This window comes from Mycobacterium sp. NGS18 (assembly GCF_059813185.1).
This window is the reverse complement of the sequence record NZ_JCALEC010000006.1, coordinates 180,934-202,979: the sequence shown is the minus strand read 5'-3', so window position 1 is coordinate 202,979 and position 22,046 is coordinate 180,934. Positions and strand designations below refer to the sequence as shown.

Below are 22,046 nucleotides of genomic sequence, written 5' to 3'. Positions count from 1 at the left end.
CGGTACGGTGCCCGGTGTGTTTGCCGCCGCTAGACCGTTAGCCGTGGTCGGCGCGCTGTCCGTGGCGCTGCTGGCCGGGTGCAGTTCCGGCGATTCCACCGTCGCCAAGACCCCGCAGAACACCAGCCCTCCCGCCGCACCCGACGGTACGGCGGCCCCCACCACCTCGTCGGGGGCGACCGGCAGCATGCCGGCGCCGGCCGACCCGTGCGCGGTCAACCTGGCCGCCCCGGCGATCGCCAAGGCCGTCTCGGAGCTGCCCCACGACCCGCGCAGCGGACAACCCTGGAGCCCGGAACCGCTGGCCGGCAACTACAGCGAGTGCGCGGACCTGTCGGCGGTGATCGTCAAGGCCAACACCAACGCTGACCATCCGGGCACCCGGGCGGTGCTGTTCCATCGTGGAGTGTTCCTTCCGCAGGCCGTGCCGGACACCTACGGGTTCAACGGGATCGACCTTGCGCACTGCACCCCCGACACGGTGGCGTTGAAGAACGCCAGCGGCATCGCCGGGCTGACCGGTCTGGCCAAATTCCGGTGGAACGGCACCGGTGTGGAGATCATCGGCAACACCGCCCGGTAGCCGCAGATCCGGGACTACGTGTCGCGGCCGGAGTGCTGCCCGAGCTCGTCGGTGTCGTCGGGGTCGTCGCGGTAGTGCCGGTTGCGGCGCCCCGAGGCCCTTCCGGTGATGCCGAATTTGGCCAGCACGTCGGGCACCGGTGCCCCGTTGACGATCGGGCGGAAGTGCTGTCCCGTCCCGACATGAAAGCCGTTGCGGCTCACCGGCGGCGGCTCCGGCGCCGAGGGTGCCACCGGCGGAAATTCGACGGTCAGCGGCTCGGTGACGGCATCGTCATGCCGGATCAGTTGACGTGCTTCGTGCCGGGCCGGTCGGCGGAAGTGCCGGGCCGGCCGGTGGGAGTGGCGCCGGACCGGCGCGCGGGGCTCCGGCTGGCTGGGCGGCGCGACGATCGGGATCAGCTCGGTCGGCTCGTCGGCCTCGCGGGCCGCGTGCAGCGCCGCGATGTGGCGCGGCAGACTGACCCGTTCTACGACGCGCGCTTCGGCGAGGTGAATCCCGTCGTCGAGTTCGTCGAGTTCGTCGAGTTCGTCGAGGTCCTCGAAGTCGCCGGCATCGTCGGAGCCGTCGAGCTCGTCGAAGTACCGGGACGTCCGGCGCGCCGGCGGGATGACGATGCCGACCAAAAACAGCGCGGCCGCCACGCCGAACAGGGCGATGAAGGCGGGCAGCAGCGTCGACTCCGACATCGCCGCCGCGAACGGCTCGTGCAGGAACCCGGGCAGCTGACGGGCCCCCGGGTGCGCGCCGCCCGGCATCGGCGGCAGGTTGGCCGAGATCCGCGACGTCATGAAGGCGGCCATGCCGGCACTGCCCAGCACCGCGCCGACCTGACGGGTGGCGTTGTAGACCCCGGAGCCGGCGCCGGCCAGATGCGGCGGGAGGTTGCGGGTCGCCGTAGCTGCCAGCGGCGACCAGATGAACGCCATCCCGACGCCGACCGCCGCGAACGGCAACACGAGCCGCCAGATCGCGGTGGTGGGCGTCATCTCGATCGACAGCCACGTCAGCGCGATCGCCAGCACCGAGAAGCCGAACCCGACCATAGAGCGCGGGTGAGCCCGGTCGACGATCTTGCCGACCACCGGGGCCAGGACGCCGCTGGCGATCGCCATCGGCGCGGTCAGCAACGCCGATCGGGTCGGTGACATCCCGCATACCACCTGGGCGTAGAACATCACCGGCAGCACCATCGCGGTGGCGGCGAAGCCGATGACGGCCACCCCGAGGTTGGCCAGCCCGAAGTCGAGGTCGCGGAAAATGTGCAGCGGGACCAGCGGCTCGCCTCCGGTGACCGCCTGCCAGTAGACGAAGACCGCCAGGCAGCCGATGCCCCCGACGATCAGCGCCCAGATCCACGGCGCCCACCCCTGCGACTCGCCTTCCTGCAGAGCGAAGACGACCAGGAACATCCCGATTCCCGACAGCGCCACCCCGACCCAGTCGAACCGATGCCGGTGCACCGGCAGGTCCGGGATCAGCACGAACGCCAGGACCAAGCCCAGGACGCCGACGGGAACGTTGACGAAGAAGATCCACTCCCAGCCGAGCCGGTCCACCAGCACCCCGCCGGCCAGCGGCCCGATCAGCGTCGCGACACCGGCGGTCGCTCCCCACACGCTCATCGCCATCCCGCGACGATCGGCGGGGAAGGTGCGGGTGATCACCGAGAGGGTCTGCGGCGTCAGCAGCGCGGCGCCGACGCCCTGCACCGCACGCGCGGTGACCAGTATCTCGATCCCGCCGGCCAGGCCGCACCACAGCGAGGCGCCGGTGAAAACCGCCAGCCCGACCAGGTAGAGGTTCTTCGGGCCGAACCGGTCGCCGAGCCGTCCGGCCACCAGCAGCGGCACCGCGTAACCGAGCAGGTAGGCGCTGGTAACCCAGATCACGGTGTCGTAGCCGACGCCGAGCGCCGCCATGATGCTCGGATTGGCGACCGCCACGATCGTCGAATCCACCAGGATCACGAAGAAGCCGAGCATCATCGCCCAGAGCGCGTTCCACGGGTCGGTCGAATCCACCGGACCGGGTCGAGTCCGGCTGCTCGCGGTGCTCACAAGCGCCGCCCCTCCCCTCGCTGCGCTCTGCGGTTCCGGGCATGAAGCCACTTGATGCGACGCTACGGACAGATGTTGTGTTGAACAACTCGCAGCGCCGACACGGTGATTCGCTGCCGGAGGGCTACTGCGCCGTTGAAGCGGGTAAACACCCACCGGGGCGTTAGCCTGAACATCACGCGAGCCGAACGGGAGGCACCATGGGCATCTTTCGACGACGGCGGTCGGCGCAGGAACCGGCGCCGGCGACCGGCGCGGAGAAGCCCAGCATGGCGGCCCGGGTGCTGTCCCGGGTCATCGAGCGCAGTGAGCGGGTACAGGGTCCGGCCGTGCGCGCCTACGTGGAGCGACTGCGCCACAGCGAGCCCGGCACCAGCCCGGCGCAAGTGGTGGCGAAGTTGGAGAAGCGTTACCTGGCGGCGGCCACAGCCAGCGGTGCCGCGGTAGGCGCCACCGCGGCGGTGCCGGCGATCGGCACCCTGCTTGCGCTGTCGGCGGTGGCCGGGGAGACCGCGGTCTTCCTGGAGGCCACCGCGTTCTTCGTGCTGTCCGTCGCCGAGGCGCACGGCATTCCGGTCGACAACAGGGAGCGACGCCGCGCCCTGGTGCTGGCGGTACTGGTCGGCGATCAGGGCAAGGGCGCGATGGCCGAGCTGCTGGGCTCGGGCCGCACCAGCGGCGCTTGGCTTACCGAGGGCACCGCGGCGCTGCCGCTGCCGGCGGTATCGGAGCTGAACTCCCGGTTGCTGCGGTACTCGGTCAAGCGCTTCACCCTGCGACGCGGCGCGTTGGCGTTCGGCAAGCTGTTGCCGGTCGGTCTGGGCGCGCTGATCGGGGCCCTCGGCAACCGCATGATGGGCAAGAAGATCATCAAGAACGCCCGCGCGGCGTTCGGTCCCGCCGCCGACCGCTGGCCGGTCACCTTGCATCTGCTTCCGGCCCTGCACGACGACGATGTCAGTCCCGCCCAACCGTCGGCCTGATCAGGGCCGACATTCGGCGGCGAGCCTGGCGGAATAACGGGGAGGGGCTAGCCTTTATGAGGCAGGCGGGCGCGGCGCACATGCCTCGCCGGACGACCAGGAATCGAGGCGAGTAACAGACGTGAGCGGTATGAGTTCACCCTTCGGTCAGAACGAGTGGCTAGTCGAGGAGATGTACCGCAAATTCCGCGACGATCCGTCATCGGTGGATCCGAGCTGGCACGAGTTCCTGTCCGACTACAAGCCCGGCGGTTCAGTGAGCCTCGACGGAGGAGAGGCGAAGCTGGAACCGGCGCATGAACACAGCGGTGACGGCTCGTCCGCAGCGCCGTCCGCACCGACTCCCGCCGCCCCGCCCGCTAAGTCCACGCCGCCGCCCGCCCAACCTGCACCGGCCGCCCAGGCGAAGCCGGCCGCCGCGCCGAAGCCCGCCCCGACCAAGCCTGCACCCGCCAAGGCCACCAAGCCGGCCCAGTCCCAGTCCCCCGCTCCGGCCGACGACGCCGAGGTGCAGGTGCTGCGCGGAGCAGCCGCAGCGGTGGTCAAGAACATGTCCTCCTCGCTGGAGGTGCCGACGGCCACCAGCGTGCGCGCCGTGCCGGCCAAGCTGATGATCGACAACCGCATCGTCATCAACAATCAGCTCAAGCGGACCCGTGGCGGCAAGATCTCGTTCACCCACCTGCTGGGCTACGCGATCGTGCAGGCGGTCAAGCAGTTCCCGAACATGAACCGGCATTTCGCCGAGATCGACGGCAAGCCCAACGCCGTCACCCCGGCGCACACCAATCTGGGGCTCGCCATCGACCTGCAGGGCGCCGGCGGCAAGCGCTCCCTGGTGGTGGCGGCCATCAAGGGCGCCGAATCGCTGCGGTTCGCCCAATTCGTCGCCGCCTACGAAGACATCGTGCGGCGCGCCCGGGACGGCAAGCTGACCGCCGAGGACTTCGCCGGGGTGACGATCTCGCTGACCAACCCCGGAACCATCGGCACCGTGCACTCGGTGCCGCGGCTGATGGCCGGCCAGGGCGCGATCATCGGGGTCGGCGCGATGGAGTATCCCGCCGAGTTCCAGGGCGCCAGCGAGCAGCGCATCGCCGAACTCGGGGTGGGCAAGCTGATCACTTTGACCTCGACGTATGACCACCGGATCATCCAGGGCGCGGAATCGGGCGACTTCCTGCGCACGGTGCACGAGTTGCTGCTGTCCGACGCCTTCTGGGACGAGATCTTTTTCGAGCTGTCCATCCCCTACGAGCCGGTGCGGTGGCGCACCGACAACCCCGACTCCGTCGTGGACAAGAACGCCCGGGTCGTCGAGTTGATCGCCGCCTACCGCAACCGCGGCCACCTGATGGCCGACGTCGACCCGCTGCGGCTGGACAACACCCGCTTCCGCAGCCACCCCGACCTCGACGTGCTGACCCACGGTCTGACGCTGTGGGACCTGGACCGGGAGTTCAAAGTCGAGGGACTGCCCGGTGGCGACATCCGCAAGCTGCGCGAGATCCTCTCGGTGCTGCGCGACGCCTACTGCCGCCATGTCGGTGTGGAGTACACCCACATCCTCGAGCCCGAGCAGCAGCAGTGGCTGCAGGAGCGCATCGAGGTCAAGCACATCAAACCCACTGTGGCGCAGCAGAAATACATTCTGAGCAAGCTCAACGCCGCCGAGGCGTTCGAGAGCTTTCTGCAGACCAAGTACGTCGGGCAGAAGCGGTTCTCGCTGGAAGGCGCCGAGTCGGTCATCCCGATGATGGACGCCGCGATCGACCAGTGCGCCGAGTACGGGCTCGACGAGGTCGTCATCGGCATGCCGCACCGCGGCCGGCTCAACGTGCTGGCCAACATCGTCGGCAAGCCCTATTCGCAGATCTTCACCGAGTTCGAGGGCAACCTCAACCCGGCCGAGGCGCACGGCTCCGGCGACGTCAAGTACCACCTCGGCTCCACCGGGGTGTATCTGCAGATGTTCGGCGACAACGACATTCAGGTGTCGCTGACTGCCAACCCGTCGCACCTGGAAGCGGTGGACCCGGTGCTCGAGGGACTGGTCCGGGCCCGCCAGGACCTGCTGGACAAGGGCGCCTCGGATGGCAGCGGGCAGCCGGCATTCTCCGTCGTGCCGATGATGCTGCACGGCGACGCGGCGTTCGCCGGCCAGGGCGTGGTGGCCGAGACGCTGAACATGGCACTGCTGCCCGGCTACCGGGTCGGCGGCACTATCCACATCATCGTCAACAACCAGATCGGGTTCACCACGGCGCCGGACCACTCCCGCTCCAGCGAATACTGCACCGACGTCGCCAAGATGATCGGCGCGCCGATCTTCCACGTCAACGGCGACGACCCGGAGGCGTGCGACTGGGTGGCCCGGCTGGCGGTGGACTTCCGGCAGAAGTTCCAGAAGGACGTCGTCATCGACATGCTGTGCTACCGCCGGCGCGGGCACAACGAGGGCGATGACCCGTCGATGACCAACCCGTCCATGTACGACGTGATCGGCACCAAGCGCGGCGTCCGCAAGAGCTACACCGAAGACCTGATTGGCCGCGGCGACATCTCGATGAAAGAGGCCGAGGACGCCCTGCGCGACTACCACGGTCAGCTGGAGCGGGTGTTCAACGAGATCCGCGAACTGGAGAAGCACGCCGCGCTGCCCAGCGAGTCGGTGGAATCCGAGCAACAGGTCCCCCGCGGCCTGAACACCGCGGTGGACAAGGCGACGCTGGCCCGCATCGGTGATGCGTTCATGACGATTCCCGACGGCTTCACGGTGCACCCGCGGGTGCTGCCGGTGCTCGAGCGGCGCCGGGAGATGGCCTATGAGGGCAAGGTGGACTGGGCGTTCGCCGAACTGCTGGCGCTGGGTTCGCTGGTCGCCGACGGCAAGCTGATCCGGCTGTCCGGGCAGGACACCCGCCGCGGCACCTTCTCGCAGCGGCACTCGGTGATCATCGACCAGTCCAACGGCGCGGAGTTGTGCCCGCTGCAGCTGCTGGCCACCAACCCTGACGGCACCCCGAGCGGCGGCAAGTTCCTGGTCTACGACTCACCGCTGTCCGAATTCGCCGCGGTCGGCTTCGAGTACGGCTACACCGTCGGCAACCCCGAGGCGCTCGTGCTGTGGGAGGCGCAGTTCGGCGACTTCGTCAACGGCGCCCAGTCGATCATCGACGAGTTCATCAGCTCCGGTGAGGCCAAGTGGGGCCAGCTGTCCACCGTGGTGCTGCTGCTGCCGCACGGCCATGAGGGCCAGGGCCCCGATCACACCTCCGGGCGCATCGAACGTTTCCTGCAGTTGTGGGCGGAGGGCTCGATGACGATCGCGATGCCGTCGACTCCGTCGAACTACTTCCATCTGCTGCGCCGGCACGCCCTCGACGGGATCCAGCGGCCGCTGATCGTGTTCACCCCGAAGTCGATGCTGCGCAACAAGGCGGTCGTCAGCGACCTGAAGGACTTCACCGACGTCAAGTTCCGCTCGGTGCTCGAAGAGCCCACCTACGGCGACGGCGACGGCGACCGCAACAAAGTCACCCGGGTCCTGTTGACCAGCGGCAAGATCTACTACGAGCTGGCCGCACGCAAGGCCAAGGACGGCCGCGACGACGTGGCGATCGTGCGGGTCGAGCAACTGGCGCCGCTGCCCAAGCGCAGGCTGGGCGCAACCCTGGACCGCTATCCGAATGCAGAGCAGTTCTTCTGGGTGCAGGAGGAGCCGGCCAACCAGGGGGCGTGGCCGCGGTTCGGCCTGGAGCTGCCGGAGCTGTTGCCCGACAAGCTGAGCGGGATCAAGCGGATCTCGCGGCGGGCCATGTCGGCGCCGTCGTCGGGTTCGTCGAAGGTGCACGCCGTCGAGCAGCAGGAGATCATCGACCTCGCATTCGGGTAAGCGTTCCCTCCCCTTCCGGCGAGGGTGCGTGTTTGCACAGGGACACGCCGTTCTGACACGTACTACTGTGCACCCTCGTCGCGCGTACCGGACTGCGTGAACACGGTACCGGCGGTACCGGATAGGCTCTAATGGTCAACCGACCGCTGGGAGAGCACATGCAGGGATTTGCCGGGAAAGTCGCCGTTGTCACCGGAGCCGGGTCGGGCATCGGCCAGGCGCTGGCCGTCGAACTGGCCCGCGCGGGCGCGCAGCTGGCGATCAGCGACGTCGACACCGAGGGTCTTGCGCAGACCGAGCAGCGGTTGGCCGCGCTGGGCGTGCGGGTCAAGGACGACCGCCTCGACGTCACCGAGCGGGAAGCGTTCATCGCCTACGCCGACGAGGTCAAGGAGCACTTCGGCAAGGTCAACCAGATCTACAACAACGCCGGCATCGCGTTCAGCGGCGACGTGGAAGACAGCCAGTTCAAGGACATTGAGCGCGTGATGGACGTCGACTTCTGGGGCGTGGTCAACGGCACCAAGGCCTTCCTGCCACACCTGATCGACTCCGGGGACGGCCACGTCATCAACATCTCCAGCTTGTTCGGGCTGCTGTCGATGCCCGGCCAGGCCGCCTACAACGCGGCCAAGTTCGCCGTCCGCGGGTTCACCGAGGCCTTGCACCAGGAGATGGCCATTGCCAAGCATCCGGTCAAGGTCACCACGGTGCATCCGGGCGGCATCAAGACCGCGATCGCCCGTAACGCGACCACCGCGGAGGGGGTGGATGCCGCGGCGATGGCCGACTTCTTCGATCGGCGACTGGCCTCCACCACCGCAGAGGAAGCCGCCAGGGTGATCCTCGACGGGGTCAGCAAGAGCCGGGCCCGCGTGCTGATCGGAAACGACGCGCGGGCCCTCGATCTGCTCGTGCGCCTCACCGGCTCGCGATACCAGCGACTATTCGCCTACGTCATCCCCCGGTTCGGACCCCGCTAGCCGCGCTACCGCCCCAGCGGGTGTTCGTCCAAGAAGGCGTCCACCACCGCCTGGGGGTCGGCGCCAGCCTCGACTTGGCGGCGCATGTCGGTCAGGGCAGCGGTGTCCAGCACACCGGCCACCTGGTTGATCGCCAGCAGTTGTGATTCGCTCAGCGCATTGCGCCGATACAGCGGGACGACGTTCTCCGCGCGCACCAGCGCCGGCCGGCCGTCGGCGAGCAGCACGACGTCGTCGGGAACGCCGGGATCGGCGGTGCTGGTCCACGCCGCAGTGATCTGGCGGCTACGTAATGCCGCGAATAACGCTGCGTCATCGGGGAATTCGCGTGACTTCGCCGGTGTACACCGGCCCACCGCGGCCGGTGGCCGCCGGCCCGCGACAGCGCCGACGGTCAGCGCGGCGCAGTGTCGTACCAGCGCGCGCAGATCGGTGCCTCCCCAGGCCGTCGCCGTGGCTTTCGTCACGGCCACCGCGGGCTTGTCGGTGGCGGTCATGGCGTAGTCACCGACTGCGATGCCCTCCGGCAGCGCTCCGGCCAGTGCCCAGTAGACCTGCCGGTCCGAGCGCGCGGTGGAATCCGGAGCGAATCCCGCCAGCAATCGGCCGGTGAAGCCCGGTACGACGGTGAGATCTCCGGTGTCGAGCCCGGCGACCGGGTCGGCGACCGGTGCGACGCGCACCGCGGCGCCGGTGCCGCGCAAAGCACTGGCGTACAGATGGGCGAGAACCTGCGATTGCGGGTCCGGTGACATTCCGACACTCAAGGTCGGGGGTTGCGAGTGGCCACCGCAACCTGCGATCAGCAGCGCCACCCATGCCAGCACCAGTCGGCGCAGGTGCTGTCTGTGCGGCCGGGGCACCGCGGGCTCAGGACGCTGAGCCGGCGGCCGCCGCGACCGCCGCGGCAACGGCCGGTTCGACCCGGGGGTCCAGCGGGCTCGGCACCACCCGGTCCGACGCCAGGTCGTCGGCAACGACGGAGAAAATCGCCTCGGCGGCAGCCAATTTCATCGCCTCGGTGATCCGCTGCGCGCCGGCGTCCAGCGCACCGCGGAACACGCCGGGGAAGGCCAGCACATTGTTGATCTGGTTGGGGAAATCGCTGCGGCCGGTCGCCACCACCGCCGCATACTTGGCCGCCAACTCGGGATGGATCTCCGGGTCGGGATTGGACAGCGCGAACACCACACCGCCGGGGTTCATCGACGCGATCAACTCCTCGGGCACCACTCCTCCCGAGGCGCCCAGGAATACGTCGGCGCCGGCGAGAGCCTCGGTCAATCCGCCGGTGCGGCCGTCGGGGTTGGTGCGCTGGGCGAGCTCGGCCTTGACGTTGTTCATGTCGGTGCGCTCGGGGTGCAATACACCCTGCGAATCCAGCACGATCATCTCCGAGATGCCCACCGAGAGCAGGATGTTGGCGCAGGCCACACCGGCCGCGCCCGCGCCGGACACCACCACCCGAAGCGACGTGATGTCCCGGCCCAGCACCTTGGCCGCACCCATCAGCGCCGCCAGCGCCACGATCGCGGTGCCGTGCTGGTCGTCGTGCATCACCGGGCAGTCCAGTGCCTCGATCGCGCGGCGCTCGATCTCGAAGCACCGCGGGGCGGAGATGTCCTCCAGGTTGACCGCACCGAACGTCGGCCGCAGCCGCACCAGGGTCTCCACAATCTCGTCGGGATCCTTGGTGTCCAGCACGATCGGGATGGAGTCCAGGTTGGCGAATGTCTTGAACAGGGCGGCCTTGCCCTCCATCACCGGCAGTGACGCGGCCGGACCGAGGTCACCCAGCCCCAGCACCGCGGTGCCGTCGCTGACCACCGCCACCAGCCGGTGCGCCCAGGTGTAGCGGGCTGCCAACGTGTGATCTGCCGCGATGGCGCGGCTGACCTGCGCCACCCCGGGGGTGTAGGCGATCGACAGCGCGCGCTGGGTGTCCAGTGGGCTCTTCAGGTCCACCGCGATCTTCCCGCCCAGGTGGGCCTCGAAGATCTCTTCATCGCCGATGACCATCGGGGCGTTCTGCGTCGCAGACGAGTTCTCAGACATCGTCAGCAAGGGTACTGCGCCGGTCCTCTGGCGCTTCGGTCGGCCGCATCCGACGTGGCGGGATGACGTTCCAACGAGCACGGCCGGTCCGTCCAGGAGACGAACCGGCCGCGTCGGCAGACGTTGTGGGCTAAATCAATCCCAGCCCGGTGACCGCTTCGCGCTCCTCGGCCAACTCCGCGGTCGAGGCATCGATCCGGCCGCGGGAGAAGTCGTCGATCTCCAGGCCCTGCACGATGCTCCAGTCGCCGTTCTTCGTGGTGACCGGGAACGAGGAGATCAGGCCCTCGGGCACACCGTAGGAACCGTCGGAGACCACCGCCATCGACACCCAGTCCCCGTCCGGGCTGCCCAGCAGCCAGTCCCGGGCGGCGTCGACGGTGGCCGAGGCCGCCGAGGCGGCAGAGGAGGCACCGCGGGCGTCGATGATCGCCGCACCACGCTTGGCGACGGTCGGGATGAAGTCGTTCTCGATCCAGGCCTGGTCACCGACGACCTCGGCGGCGTTACGCCCGCCGACCTCGGCGTGGAAGATGTCGGGGTACTGGCTGGCCGAGTGGTTGCCCCAGATCGTCATCTTCTTGACGTCGGTGACCTTGGCGCCGGTCTTGGCTGCCAGCTGCGAGATCGCCCGGTTGTGGTCCAGGCGGGTCAGCGCCGAGAAGCGCTCCTTGGGGATGTCGGGGGCGTTGGTCATCGCGATCAGCGCGTTGGTGTTGGCCGGGTTACCGGTCACACCCACGCGGATATCGGAGGCCGCGACCGCGTTGAGCGCCTTGCCCTGCGCGGTGAAGATCGCGCCGTTGGCCTCAAGTAGGTCGCTGCGCTCCATGCCAGGACCGCGCGGGCGGGCGCCCACCAGCAGCGCCAGGTTCACCCCGTCGAAGATCTTGCTCGCATCCGAGCCGATCTGCACCCCCGACAGCAGCGGGAAGGCACAGTCGTCGAGCTCCATCACCACGCCCTCGAGCGCCTTGAGCGCGGGCTCGATCTCCAGCAGACGCAGTTCGATCGGCCGGTCGGGGCCCAGCAGCGAGCCACTGGCCAGGCGGAACAGCAGGCTGTAGCCGATCTGGCCGGCGGCGCCGGTGACGGCCACCTTCAGTGGGGTTGTGCTCACGTCAAGTGCTCCTCGAACGGGGTCGGCTTGGCTGGGATTGGTCCGGGTCGAAACTAGCGCACCGCCGGCGGCACGGAAACTCCGGACCCCGACCGAACCGCGCTGACCGGTCACTTTGGCTCTGGGCGCGTAGCATTTCACCGGCACATGTGCCGGGAGGGAGGGCGCCATGACCGCGTTGCGCGACCCGGTTCCCCGGGTGTTGATCGACTGCGGCGTCTATGCCGACGGCGACCGGATTGCCGGCGACTTCACCCCGGCCGGGGCGATGGCCAAGGTGCGCGACGTCGAGGCGAGCGGCCGCAATGCGTTCGTCTGGGTGGGACTGCACGAGCCCGACGAGCGCCAGATGCAGGCGGTGGCGGCGACATTCGACCTGCACGAACTGACCGTCGAGGACGCCGTGCATGCCCACCAGCGGCCCAAGCTGGAGCGCTACGACGAGACGCTGTTCCTGGTGCTCAAAACCGTCAACTACGTCCCGCACGAATCAGTGGTGCTCCCCCGCCAGATCGTCGAGACCGGCGAGATCATGATCTTCGTCGGCAAGAACTTCGTCGTCACCGTGCGCCACGGCGAACACAGCGGCCTGTCCAATGTCCGCAAACGAATGGACGCCGACCCCGAGCATCTTCGCTTGGGCCCGTACGCGGTGATGCATGCCATCGCCGACTACGTGGTCGACCGCTACGTCGAGGTCACCAACCTGATGGAAAGCGACATCGACACCATTGAGGAGGTGGCGTTCGCGCCGGGCACCCGCACCGACGTCGAACCGATCTACCAGATCAAACGCGAAGTCGTGGAACTGCGACGCGCGGTGGCGCCGCTGTCGATTCCGTTTCAGCGGATGCAGACCGACTACAAGGATCTGATCTCCAAGGAGGTGCGGCGCTACCTGCGCGACGTCGGGGACCACCAGACCCGCGCCGCCGAGCAGATCGCCAGCTACGACGAGATGCTCAGCTCGCTGGTGCAGGCGGCGCTCGCGCGAGTGGGAATGCAGCAGAACACCGATATGCGCAAGATGTCGGCCTGGGCGGGCATCATCGCCGTTCCCACCATGATCGCCGGGATCTACGGAATGAACTTCGACCACATGCCCGCCCTGCACTGGACGTTCAGTTACCCGGTGGTATTGGTGGCGATGGTGAGCATCTGCACCCTGCTGTATCGCGCGTTCCGCCGCAACGGCTGGCTCTAAGCGCCCCGGTCTCCCTCGCGAGCAGACATGAAAGCCCCCAATTTGCGCGGCCCAAGGGCGCTTTCGTGTCTGCTCGCGGTTAGGGTTCAGAGGCCCGGCGGTCGGGGTCGAACACGTCCACCCCGTCGGTCCGCCAGGCCTCCCGCATCGCGTCGGCGCCCTTGAGCCGCACCCAGGCCGCCTCGGTCGCGGTGATCGGGGTGGCCGAGAAGAACCGCACCGGTTCGCGCGGCTGCGCCAGCGGCAACTCGGCGATATCGCTGTCGCCCAGCAGCATCGCGGTGAACGGCACCGCCCCCGACTGCCGGGTCCACAGCGGCCCGCCGAGGTCCATCAACGCGTCGGGCGCCAGCACCACGCCCTCCACCACCGGAGCGGCCGCCACCGCGGCGAGGCTGCGGGCCAGCCCGACATCAGAACCCGAAACCCGCAGGCGCAGAACCACTTCAGCGCGCGGGCCGTGCACCGGGTCGGCCAGGATCTGGCCCGGATCGCCCATCGGATGCCGCGAGCAACCCACCGAGACGTAGTGCACCATCCGGTCGGGTCCGGGACCGAACCGCAACACCTCGATGGGCTCGACACCCAGGAACGTCACGCGCGCGGCGTCGGGCTGCGAGGTGATGCCCGCGGCGGTGAAATGCGCCCGCAGGTGTTCGCGCACCCGCTCCAGCTCGTCGCTCACCGGCGGTTCACCGTCCGGCCGGTCCGACGCTGAGGTTCACCCCGGACTTGGCGTCGAACACCACCACCTTGCCGGCGTCGAGGGCCAGCTCGATGGGCTGCCCACCGGCCGCCTTGGACGCGGCGGGAACCCGTGCCACCAGTTCGGTTTCACCGGACGTCCCGGCCGGCTCGTTCGGGGTGAAGTACAGGTACTTGTCGGCGCCCAGCGATTCGACGAGGTCGACGCGGGCCCCGAACGTGACCGCCCGCCCGCGCTGGGCATCATCGAGCAATCCGGCATCGCCGAGATGTTCGGGACGCACCCCGATGACCACGTCGCCGCCGGCCGGCGCCGGATGCTTGCCGATCGCGTCGCGAGTCGCCGCGTCGAGCGGGACCTCACCGAACGGCAGTCGCGCGCCGGCCGCAGTCAGGGTGCCGGGGAAGAAGTTCATCGCCGGCGAGCCGACGAACCCGGCGACGAACAGGTTGGCGGGCCGCTCATAGAGCTCGTCGGGAGTGCCGATCTGCTGCGCGATTCCGCCATGCATCACCACCACCCGGTCTCCGAGCGTCATCGCCTCGGTCTGGTCGTGGGTGACGTAGACGGTGGTGGTGCCCAGCCGCCGCTGCAGCCGGGCGATCTCGCTGCGCATCTGCACCCGCAGCTTGGCGTCCAGGTTCGACAGCGGCTCGTCCATCAGGAATGCCTTGGGGTGCCGCACGATCGCTCGCCCCATGGCCACGCGCTGACGCTGCCCACCGGACAGCTGCGACGGCTTGCGGTCCAGAAAATCGGTCAAATCAAGGATTTTGGCGACTTCGGCCACCTTCTCGGCGATCTGCGCCTTCTTCATCTTGGCCAGGGTCAACGGGAACGCGATGTTGCCCCGCACCGTCATGTGCGGGTAAAGGGCGTAGGACTGGAACACCATGGCGATGTCGCGGTCCTTGGGGGCGCGCTCGTTGACGCGTTCGCCGCCGATCCGCAACTCCCCCGACGAGATCTCCTCCAGGCCGGCGATCATGTTCAGCGTCGTGGATTTTCCGCAGCCCGACGGACCCACCAGGATGATGAACTCGCCGTCGGCGATGCTCAGCGACAGATCGTTGACCGCCACGGCGCCGTCGGGGTAGCTCTTGGTGACGTGCGAGAGTTCGATCTCTGCCATCGGCCTATCCCTTCACCGCACCGGAGGTCAGTCCGGCCACGATCCGTCGCTGGAAGATTAGAACAAAGATGATGATCGGCACCGTGATCACCATCGCGCCCGCGGCGATGGAACCGGTCGGCTCCTCGAATTGCGAACTGCCGGTGAAGTTGGCGATCGCCACCGGCGCCGTGACCGAGGCTTTGGTCGCCGTCAGCGACAACGCCAGCAGCAGGTCGTTCCAGGCGAAGATGAACACCAGGATCGCCGCGGTGACGATGCCCGGCGCCGCCAGCGGCGCGATCACCTTGCGGAACGCCTGGCCGGGGGTGGCGCCGTCCATCTTGGCGGCCTTCTCCAGGTCCCACGGAATCTCTTGGAAGAACGCCGACAGGGTGTAGATCGCCAACGGAAGCGCGAAGGTGATGTAGGGGATGATCAGCCCCGGCCAGGTGTCGAATAGCCCGGTCGCCCGCTCGATGTTGAAAATCGGTGTGACCAGCGATATCTGGGGGAACATCGCGATCAGCAGTGCGGCCCCGACCAGCAGCCGCTTGCCGGGGAAGTCCAGCCGCGCCACCGCGTAGGCGGCCATTGCGCCGATCACCACCGCGATCACCGTGGTGATCAGCCCGATGCCCACCGAGTTGACCAGCGCCGAGCCGAACACGTCCCCGGCGAAGATGCCGCGGTAGTTGTCCAAGGTCACCGACGACGGAATCAGTTTGCCGTCCTTCACCGTCGAAGTCGGCTTGAGCGACAGCGACAGGATCCACAACACCGGCACCAGTGCGTAGACCACCACCGCCACATCGATGATCAGCCAGGCCGCGCGGCGGCGAACATCGGTCATTTCTGGTCCGATCCCGGCGCCGCGGCGCCGAACACCTTGACGAACACCCAAGCGATCAACGCGACACAAACGAAGATCAGCACCGAGATCGCCGAACCCAACCCCACATTGAAGCCCTTGAACAGGTTGTCGTAGCCCAGGATCGACACCGAACCGGTGTTGTTGGAGCCGTTGGTGAGCACGTAGATGTTGTCGAAGATCCGGAACGCGTCCAGGGTGCGGAACAACAGGGCCACCAGGATGGCGGGTTTCATCATCGGCAGGATGACCTTGACCAGGCGCCGCCAGGCGCCCGCGCCGTCGACCTGCGCCGCCTTGAGCAGGTCCTCGGGCACCAACGCCAACCCGGCCAACAGCAGCAGCGCCATGAACGGCGTCGTCTTCCACACCTCGGCCAGCACCACGATGCCCAGCGACGGGAGCTGATGGGTCAGCGGCGCGCTGCCGGCCGGCAGCAGGTTCGCCAGGTAGCCGGTGCCCGGAGTCCAGGCGTAGTACCAGCTGTAGGCGGCGGCCACCGTGACGATGCCGTAGGGCACCAGCACCGCGGTGCGCACCATCCCCTTGGCGAACAGGCTGCGGTGCATCACCAGCGCCAGCCCCAGCCCCAGCACGAATTCGATGGCCACCGAGACGACGGTGATACCCAGCGTCACCGCGAAGGCGGTCCACCAGTAGGAGTCGGCCAAGGTGGTCTGGTAGTTGGCCAAGCCGACGAACGCGGTGTCATCCGGCGTGGCCAGGTTGTAGCGCAGCAGGCTCAACCAGATCGCGTAGCCGATCGGGTAGGCCGTCACCGCCAGCATCAGGATCACCGCCGGGGCGACGAGCACGAGGGCCAGCCGGCGCTGTGACCTCTCGTCGGCGTGCGCGGTCACGGGATCAACCCCTTGCCGTCGATGGCCTTTTGCACCTGCACGGCAAGCTCGTCGGCGGTGCGCTCCGGGTCGATCGCGGTGATCGGTGCCAGCGTCGCCGAGATGCGGGTGGACACCGCCTGATAGACCGGTGTGGCCGGGCGCACCGCGGCGTGGGTGAGTTGGTCGCGAATCAGGTTGTGGTGCGGGTACTTCTGCTGAAATTGCGGGTCGGAGTACACCGAGGCGCGCACCGCGGGCAGGCCGCCCTCGATCGCGACATATTTCTGGTTGGCCGCGTCGCGCAGGCAACGCACCGCCTCGAACGCCTCCGCGCGATGACGGCTGGTCCTGGCCACCGCCAGGTTCAGCCCGCCCAGGGTCACCTTGGCCGGATGGCCCGGGAAGACTGCCGGATACGGCGCGAATCCGAGCACCTGGCGGCTGGCCTCGTAGGCGATCCGGTACTGCTCGTCGCTGGGCGCGAACGAGCCCACACCGTTGATGCTGCCGGCCAGATCCGGCCGCCGGTCCAGCGGCAGGAACCCCACGCCGCCCTTGACCGCGTTCTCCAGCATGGACGGCAGCACGAACGGCCAGTTGACCTCCAGTGCCGCCTTGCCCTGCTCGAACGCCAGCCGAGCGGTGCCCTCGTCACTCTGGGTGATCGACGGATCAGCACCCGGCGCCCTCGCCACCGCCTGCATGATCCGCAGTGCGGCGACGGTGGCGGCCCGGTGTTCGGCGGTGTCGGTCAGGGTGACCGTCTTGCCGTCGTCGTCGAGCACGCGGCCCCCGGCGCTGGCCAGCAGGGTGTTGAACCACACCACCAGGCCCTCATATTGCTTGGCCTGCACCGCGATCCAGCTCGGCTCGCCGGCGGTGTGCAACCGCACCGCCTCGGCGACCATCCCGTCCCAGGTCGCCGGGGCAGTGCTCATCAGATCTGGTCGGTACCAGAGCAATTGGGTATTGGTGATGAGCGGGGCGGCATAGAGCCGGTCTCGCCAGCGGGCGGTCGCCAGCGGCCCCGGCAGGGTGTCGTCTGCGACATCGGCTTCGGCTTTTCCGGCCGGGTCGGCCGACAGCGGCAGCGCCCAGCCGGCCTCGGCGAACTCGGCGGTCCACACCACATCCAGGCCCATCACGTCCAGCGTGCGGTCGTTCCCGGTGAGCCGACGGGCCAATTGCAGGCGCTGGTCGTCGGCGGCTCTCGGCAGGCTGAACTGCTGAATCCGGTAGCGTCCACCGGTCTGTTCGGTACAGCGCGCGGCGATGGCCCGGAAGGTGGCCGTGTCGTTGGCCGGGGTGTACACACTGATCACCAGGCCGTCACCGGCGTGTCCGGCCGAGCCGCAGGCCGCTCCCGCCGAGGCGACGCTCAGCGCCGCCAGCGCGGCCGCGCCCAGCCGCCGTACGCGACCGCGCCGACTCGCCACCCCACCCGCCTCCCGTTGCCGCTTCGTGCCACGACGGTAAGGCCGCCCGGCCGCGCTACGCAACAACGCGAAGTCAGAGCGTCAGCTTCGCCAACAGGTCCCGGCCCTGCTCGGCGCTCTGCGGGTCACACAGCACGTCGTAGCGCCCCGCCACCAATTGCATGGTCGAGCTGAAATCCCTTGTGCCGCGGGCCATCGCGTAGGGCACCGACGAGGTGATCAGACCGAAGAAGACGCCGGCGATCAAACCGGTCACCAATGCCTGGGTGGGGTTGGCACTGAAGATGCCCAGCACCAGGCCGATGAACAGGCCCAGCCACGCCCCGGTCAGCACCCCGCCGCCGAGCACCTTGGGCCAGGTGAGCCGACCGGTGACCCGTTCGACCTGCATCAGGTCGACACCGACGATGGTCACCTGGTGCACCGGAAACTGTTGATCGGACAGGTAGTCCACCGCGCGCTGCGCCTCGGCGTAGGTGGGATATGCCCCGATCGGCCAGCCTTTGGGCGGCGTGGGCAGCCGGGCCGCGTCACGCCGGCCCGAGGCTGCCGCCCCACCGAGCGGATCGGGGGTCTGTCCGGACTGAAAAGGGCTGGTCATGGGATTTCTCTCTCCTCGCACCGGGAAGCGACTGTCGGACAACAGGCCGGTCCCGGCGAATCCGCTAGGTTGAACAGCATGACAGCTCCCGGCGAGGATTCTGGCGAGAATCCACGAGCCAATGCCGATCAACCCTGGGCTGCGCCGGGCCCGTCCGGGCCTGAACAGGGCGGCTGGCCCTATCCGTCGGGCTTCGATGGTTATTCTCCTCCGCCACCGAATTACCCGCCGAGCGGCTACCCTCCGCCTCCACCGCCCGGCGGCTACCCACCGCCCCCGCCGGCAGGCGGCTATCCGGCTCAGCCGCGCTACGACGCACCGCCCGGCGGCTATCCGCCGCCGCCGGGTTACGGCGCACCGGGCGACTACCCGGGCTTCGGCGCACCCGGCTACCCCACCGGCTACGGCACACCACCGGGCTACCCGCCGGGCGGCTACGGCACGCCGTATCCGGGCGGCTACTTCAATCCGGGCCAGCCGCAGAAGACCAACGTCTTGGCGGTCAGCTCCCTGGTGGTCGCCTTGCTCGGCCTACTGTTCTGGCCGCTGGGGATCGTCGGCGTGGTGCTGGGTGTCGTCGCGCTCAGCCAGATCAAGCGGACCGGTGAGGCCGGCCATGGCATGGCGGTGGCCGGCACCGCCGTCGGCGCTGTCGCGGTCGTGCTCTCGTTCATCCTCGCGATGGTCGCGCTGCACTGACGGCCTTGATGCCGGCCGTCCTTCAGGCTGGCGGCTCGAACGGCGGTGCCTCCCGGCGCATTCCGGCCGCGCGGCCCTTGCCGGCCACCACCAATGCCATCTTGCGGCTGGCCTCGTCGAGCATCTCGTCGCCGAGCATCACCGCGCCGCGGGCGCCGCCGGCGTGCGAGGTGTGCCAGGCGTAGGCCTCCAGGATCAGCTCGGCATGGTCATACTCGGCCTGCCTGGGACTGAAGATCTCGTTGCCCGCCGCGATCTGGTCGGGGTGCAGCACCCATTTGCCGTCAAACCCGAGGGCGGCCGAACGCCCGGCCACCCGCCGGAACGCCTCGACGTCGCGGACCTTCAGATAGGGGCCGTCGACGGCGGCGATCCCGTGGGCGCGCGCGGCGACCAGGATCGTCATCAGCACATGGTGGTAGGCGTCTCCTTCGGTGTAACCCTCGGGCTGCTCGCCGACCTCCAGGGTGCGGGTGTTGAGGCTGGCCATCAGGTCGGCCGGACCGAGCACCAGCGCCTGCACGCGGGGCGCGGCGGCGATGGCGTTGATGTTGGTCAGGCCGCGGGCGTCCTCGATCTGGGCGTCGATGCCGATCTGCCCGACCGGCAGGTCGTGCACCGTCTCCAACTGGGTCAACAGCAGGTCGAGGGCCTGCACGTGGGAGGCGTCGGACACCTTGGGCAACACCACCACATCCAGGCGGGACCCGGCGACGCCGACGGCCGAGACCACCTCGATCAGATCCGCGTGGGTCCACGGCGTGGTCCAGTCGTTGACCCGCACGCCCAGCAACGGCGCCGTCCAGCCTGGTGCGGTGAGCGCTTCGGCCACTCGGGTCCGAGCCTGCTCCTTGGCGGCCGGGGCAACGGCGTCCTCCAAATCGAGGAAGATCTCGTCGGCGGGCAGACCCTTGGCCTTGTCGATCATCTTCTGACTGCTGCCGGGCACCGACAGGCAGGTACGGCGGGGGCGATATGCGTTGGTCACCTAAACACTCCTACCCTTTCAACCATGGCGTCGAGCAACAGGGTTTACGCAGCGCGGCTCGCGCGGATGCTGGTGCTGGGCCCGTTCGGCGAATCCGTTGGCCGGGTGCGCGATGTGGTGCTCAGTCTCAGCATCGTGCGTCAGCAGCCGCGTGTGTTGGGACTCGTCGTCGAATTGCCCACCCGCAGACGCATTTTCGTCCCGATTCTGCGGGTCGCGGCGATCGAGCCCAACGCGGTGACGCTCAACACCGGAACGGTGTCACTGCGCAAGTTCGATCAGCGGCCCGGTGAGGTGCTGGCGCTGGGGCAGGTTCTCGACACCAAGGTCCGCGTCACCGATCCCGAGCTGCCGGAGTTGGCCGACGTCGACGTGACGATCACCGACCTGGCCATCGAGCAGAGCCGCACGCGCGACTGGCTGGTGACGCGGATCGCGGTGCGGCACTCCCGACGGCTGGGCCGGCGCGCCGCCGTACACATCGTGGACTGGCGCAACGTGCAGGGCCTGACCCCCTCCGCTCTGGCCATGCCCGGACAGGGCGTGGCCCAGCTGCTGCAGCAATTCGAGGGCTGGCGGCCGATCGAGGTGGCCGACGCGATCCGCGAGCTGCCGCCCAAGCGCCGCTACGAGGTGATCAACGCGCTGGACAACGCGCGACTGGCCGACATCCTGCAGGAACTCCCGGAAGAGCGCCAGACCGTCGTGCTGGGTCAGCTGGGCACCGAACGCGCCGCCGATGTCTTGGAGGAAATGGATCCCGACGACGCCGCCGACCTGCTGGGGGCGATGAACCCGACCGAGGCCGAGGCGCTGCTGGCGCGGATGGACCCGGACGATTCCGATCCGGTGCGCCGCCTGCTGGAGCACTCCCCCGACACCGCGGGCGGGTTGATGACGTCCAACCCGGTGGTGCTGACCGCCGACACCTCGGTCGCCGAGGCGCTGGCCCGGGTCCGGGACCCCGACCTGACCCCGGCGCTGTCGTCGCTGGTGTTCGTCACCCGGGCGCCTACGGCCACGCCGACCGGCCACTACCTGGGCTGTGTTCCGCTGCAGCGGTTGCTGCGGGTGCCACCGGCCGAACTCATCGGCGGATTCGTCGACTCCGACCTGCCGGTGCTGAACCCGGAGGTGTCGCTGGCGGAGCTGACCCGCTACTTCGCCGCCTACAATCTGGTCTGCGGGCCGGTGCTCGACGAACAGAATCACCTGCTGGGCGCGGTGACGGTCGACGACGTGCTGGACCACCTGCTGCCGCGCGACTGGCGCGAAACCCCCGAGCCGGACCTGGGGCCGAAACTCGCCGGGAGGCCGTCATGACCGACCGCTCGTCATCGCAGCGGCTCTCCACCCCGCGCACCTCACGGCTGCCCGGCCTGCGGATGGACCCGGATGCGCTGGGCCGGTTCACCGAGGGGGTGGCACGGTTCTTCGGCACCGGGCGCTACCTGGCCATTCAGACCGTGCTGGTGGTGGGCTGGATTCTGCTGAACGTCTACGCGGTCAGTCTGAAGTGGGACCCCTACCCGTTCATCCTGCTCAACCTGGCGTTCTCCACCCAGGCCGCCTACGCCGCACCGCTGATCCTGCTGGCCCAGAACCGGCAGGAGAACCGTGACCGGGTCAGCCTCGACGAAGACCGCCGCCGCGCCGCGCAGACCAAGGCCGACACCGAGTACCTGGCCCGCGAACTGGCGTCGTTGCGGTTGGCGGTCGGCGAGGTCGCCACCCGCGATTACCTGCACCACGAGCTCGAGCGGGTCCGGGAATTGCTCGAGGAGATGCGGCCCGAGTCCGACCTGGCCGGCCCGGAGTCCGCACCCGCCCGCTCGGCTCTACCGCGTGACGGACGGGCATAACCGACACCAGCGAGACCGGTGTTAGGTATGGTGACCTAGTTCACGAA

At 68.7% G+C, this 22,046-nt stretch carries 18 protein-coding genes and 1 pseudogene; 8 read left to right on the top strand and 11 right to left on the bottom strand.

Annotated elements, in window-relative coordinates:
- The first annotated feature begins 7 nt into the window (after positions 1–7).
- Positions 8–583, top strand: coding sequence for an LppP/LprE family lipoprotein (locus tag AC5Y31_RS14055; RefSeq protein ID WP_301631025.1), 576 nt, complete (start codon positions 8–10; stop codon positions 581–583).
- A 14-nt stretch (positions 584–597) separates the two neighbouring features.
- On the opposite strand, the gene AC5Y31_RS14050 is transcribed toward AC5Y31_RS14055, so the two are convergent.
- Entirely contained in the window at positions 598–2,607 is a 2,010-nt protein-coding gene (locus AC5Y31_RS14050; protein ID WP_499981006.1) for a DHA2 family efflux MFS transporter permease subunit, read from the bottom strand.
- Positions 2,608–2,843: 236 nt separating this feature from the next.
- On the opposite strand from AC5Y31_RS14050, the gene AC5Y31_RS14045 reads away from it, so the two are divergent.
- The 3 genes from AC5Y31_RS14045 to AC5Y31_RS14035 all read left to right on the top strand — a co-directional run bounded on the left by AC5Y31_RS14045 (position 2,844) and on the right by AC5Y31_RS14035 (position 8,504).
- A complete protein-coding gene (locus AC5Y31_RS14045) occupies positions 2,844–3,626 on the top strand; it encodes a hypothetical protein (RefSeq protein WP_301631026.1) in 783 nt (260 codons plus the stop codon).
- A gap of 121 nt (positions 3,627–3,747) precedes the next feature.
- Entirely contained in the window at positions 3,748–7,521 is a 3,774-nt protein-coding gene (locus tag AC5Y31_RS14040; protein ID WP_499981004.1) for a multifunctional oxoglutarate decarboxylase/oxoglutarate dehydrogenase thiamine pyrophosphate-binding subunit/dihydrolipoyllysine-residue succinyltransferase subunit, read from the top strand.
- 158 nt (positions 7,522–7,679) lie between these two features.
- On the top strand, positions 7,680–8,504 hold the full coding sequence (locus AC5Y31_RS14035) for an SDR family NAD(P)-dependent oxidoreductase (protein WP_499981002.1): 825 nt from the start codon (positions 7,680–7,682) through the stop codon (positions 8,502–8,504).
- Between the two features lie 5 nt (positions 8,505–8,509).
- Here the strand turns inward: AC5Y31_RS14035 and AC5Y31_RS14030 are convergent, their stop codons facing one another.
- The 3 genes from AC5Y31_RS14030 to AC5Y31_RS14020 all read right to left on the bottom strand — a co-directional run bounded on the left by AC5Y31_RS14030 (position 8,510) and on the right by AC5Y31_RS14020 (position 11,679).
- Positions 8,510–9,367 carry a glycine betaine ABC transporter substrate-binding protein gene (locus tag AC5Y31_RS14030; RefSeq protein ID WP_499981000.1) on the bottom strand — a complete coding sequence of 286 codons (858 nt, stop codon included), beginning with the start codon at positions 9,365–9,367 and terminating at the stop codon, positions 8,510–8,512.
- Positions 9,368–9,374: 7 nt separating this feature from the next.
- The gene (locus tag AC5Y31_RS14025) at positions 9,375–10,559 is read right to left on the bottom strand and encodes an NAD(P)-dependent malic enzyme (RefSeq protein ID WP_499980999.1); all 1,185 of its coding nucleotides are present in this window, start codon (positions 10,557–10,559) and stop codon (positions 9,375–9,377) included.
- 130 nt (positions 10,560–10,689) lie between these two features.
- Complete coding sequence (locus AC5Y31_RS14020) at positions 10,690–11,679, bottom strand: malate dehydrogenase (RefSeq protein WP_499980997.1); 990 nt, start codon at positions 11,677–11,679, stop codon at positions 10,690–10,692.
- A gap of 187 nt (positions 11,680–11,866) precedes the next feature.
- Between AC5Y31_RS14020 and corA the strand changes: the two are divergent.
- Positions 11,867–12,883, top strand: a pseudogene (corA, locus tag AC5Y31_RS14015) (magnesium/cobalt transporter CorA); the annotation flags it as partial.
- A gap of 79 nt (positions 12,884–12,962) precedes the next feature.
- On the opposite strand, the gene AC5Y31_RS14010 reads toward corA, so the two are convergent.
- The 6 genes from AC5Y31_RS14010 to AC5Y31_RS13985 all read right to left on the bottom strand — a co-directional run bounded on the left by AC5Y31_RS14010 (position 12,963) and on the right by AC5Y31_RS13985 (position 18,450).
- Positions 12,963–13,568, bottom strand: coding sequence for a suppressor of fused domain protein (locus AC5Y31_RS14010; protein WP_065022603.1), 606 nt, complete (start codon positions 13,566–13,568; stop codon positions 12,963–12,965).
- Between the two features lie 7 nt (positions 13,569–13,575).
- Positions 13,576–14,721: an ABC transporter ATP-binding protein gene (locus tag AC5Y31_RS14005; RefSeq protein ID WP_499980996.1), complete on the bottom strand. Its 1,146-nt coding sequence runs from the start codon at positions 14,719–14,721 to the stop codon at positions 13,576–13,578.
- Positions 14,722–14,725: 4 nt separating this feature from the next.
- Entirely contained in the window at positions 14,726–15,553 is an 828-nt protein-coding gene (locus AC5Y31_RS14000; RefSeq protein WP_499980994.1) for a carbohydrate ABC transporter permease, read from the bottom strand.
- Positions 15,550–16,431: a carbohydrate ABC transporter permease gene (locus AC5Y31_RS13995; RefSeq protein WP_499980993.1), complete on the bottom strand. Its 882-nt coding sequence runs from the start codon at positions 16,429–16,431 to the stop codon at positions 15,550–15,552. Before AC5Y31_RS13995 ends, AC5Y31_RS14000 begins: the two co-directional genes overlap by 4 nt.
- Positions 16,428–17,849, bottom strand: coding sequence for an ABC transporter substrate-binding protein (locus AC5Y31_RS13990; RefSeq protein WP_499980992.1), 1,422 nt, complete (start codon positions 17,847–17,849; stop codon positions 16,428–16,430). The genes AC5Y31_RS13995 and AC5Y31_RS13990 overlap by 4 nt, the downstream gene beginning before the upstream one ends.
- A 73-nt stretch (positions 17,850–17,922) precedes the next feature.
- Positions 17,923–18,450 (bottom strand): YflT domain-containing protein, encoded by a 528-nt coding sequence (locus AC5Y31_RS13985; RefSeq protein ID WP_065022599.1) that lies wholly within the window; start codon positions 18,448–18,450, stop codon positions 17,923–17,925.
- Between the two features lie 78 nt (positions 18,451–18,528).
- On the opposite strand from AC5Y31_RS13985, the gene AC5Y31_RS13980 reads away from it, so the two are divergent.
- Positions 18,529–19,149, top strand: a complete 621-nt coding sequence (locus tag AC5Y31_RS13980) for a DUF4190 domain-containing protein (protein ID WP_499980990.1) — start codon at positions 18,529–18,531, stop codon at positions 19,147–19,149.
- A gap of 22 nt (positions 19,150–19,171) precedes the next feature.
- On the opposite strand, the gene AC5Y31_RS13975 is transcribed toward AC5Y31_RS13980, so the two are convergent.
- Entirely contained in the window at positions 19,172–20,137 is a 966-nt protein-coding gene (locus tag AC5Y31_RS13975) for an HpcH/HpaI aldolase/citrate lyase family protein (protein WP_499980989.1), read from the bottom strand.
- A gap of 24 nt (positions 20,138–20,161) precedes the next feature.
- On the opposite strand from AC5Y31_RS13975, the gene AC5Y31_RS13970 reads away from it, so the two are divergent.
- Positions 20,162–21,460 carry a magnesium transporter MgtE N-terminal domain-containing protein gene (locus AC5Y31_RS13970; protein WP_065022596.1) on the top strand — a complete coding sequence of 433 codons (1,299 nt, stop codon included), beginning with the start codon at positions 20,162–20,164 and terminating at the stop codon, positions 21,458–21,460.
- The gene (locus tag AC5Y31_RS13965; RefSeq protein WP_499980988.1) at positions 21,457–21,999 is read left to right on the top strand and encodes a DUF1003 domain-containing protein; all 543 of its coding nucleotides are present in this window, start codon (positions 21,457–21,459) and stop codon (positions 21,997–21,999) included. Before AC5Y31_RS13970 ends, AC5Y31_RS13965 begins: the two co-directional genes overlap by 4 nt.
- Positions 22,000–22,046: the final 47 nt, after the last annotated feature.